Origin of the sequence: Moorena sp. SIO4A1 (assembly GCF_010672065.1) — a bacterium.
Lineage (GTDB): Bacteria > Cyanobacteriota > Cyanobacteriia > Cyanobacteriales > Coleofasciculaceae > Moorena.
This window is the reverse complement of sequence record NZ_JAAHHX010001041.1, coordinates 1-1,053: the sequence shown is the minus strand read 5'-3', so window position 1 is coordinate 1,053 and position 1,053 is coordinate 1. Positions and strand designations below refer to the sequence as shown.

Below are 1,053 nucleotides of genomic sequence, written 5' to 3'. Positions count from 1 at the left end.
CAGCCCTTAAAAAATCTTATAATTTACAAAAAACAGAACAATTAGCCCAGTTAAATCAGGCCAAACAATTGCTAGATCATAGTCAAATGGCTTATAATTTAATGGAAAATCGCATGGAAAATGCCAAGCGGGAGGTGGCAAGGTTTAGAGATGCATTTAATGAGGGGATTGTTTCGGAAATTCAGTTGGTAGACCGGGAAGATATGGCTCAAGAGAGGCAACGGTTGTATGAACAAACCCGATCAGACCTCGAGCAAGCGAAGTTACGGTTAACGGAGCAAGAGAGTACTTATGAGCGCACCTTGCGCCAAACCGAAGCAGAGATTGAACAGGCGCAGTTGCGTCTACGGGAGCAAGAGAAAAGTTATCAGGGTTTAGTCGAAGCCGGGAAATTGGCTCTACTGCGCTCTGAGGAGAATTTTAAAAATATGGAGGCAGAAATTTCTAGACTTGAAGCGGATATTGCTCAGAATAAGACTCAGATAGAGGGGTTAAAGTTTCAGTTGTCTCAACGGGTGATAAAATCTCCGGTAAATGGGACTATATTTGATTTCCCGATTCCTGGTGCCGGTTCAGTGGTGCAGCCAGGAATGATGGTGGCAGAAATTGCCCCAGAGAATTCTTCCTTAAGTCTCAAAGCCCAGATGACAACACCGGAAAGTGGTTCCTTGAAAACTGGGCTACCCGTAAAGTTGAAGTTTGATGCTTATCCCTATCAAGATTATGGGGTGCTACCAGGGGAAATCATCAGCATTTCTCCCACTACAGAGGAGGTGGATACGCCTCAGGGGAGGATAGCGGTGTATAGCTTAAACATTGCCCTGAAAAAAGACTGCATTGACTCAGGGAATAAGTGTATTCCTTTGCGTCCGGGGGATACTGCATCTGCTGAAGTAATTGTTAGACGGCGTCGGATTATTGATTTGATTCTTGATCCGTTTAAGCAATTGCAGAAGGGGGGAATAGGACTTTAGCTGACGGGGTGCCAAGCAACATTATTCGCCTTAATGGGTGTGGGGAGTAGGGAATCGGGAATCGGGAATCGGGAATCGG

At 45.3% G+C, this 1,053-nt stretch carries 1 protein-coding gene; it reads left to right on the top strand.

Going from position 1 to position 1,053, the window contains the following annotated elements:
• Window positions 1–974: HlyD family efflux transporter periplasmic adaptor subunit (locus F6K53_RS45105; RefSeq protein ID WP_293087672.1), on the top strand; the 974-nt coding region annotated here is incomplete at its 5' end.
• Between the last annotated feature and the right edge of the window lie 79 nt (window positions 975–1,053).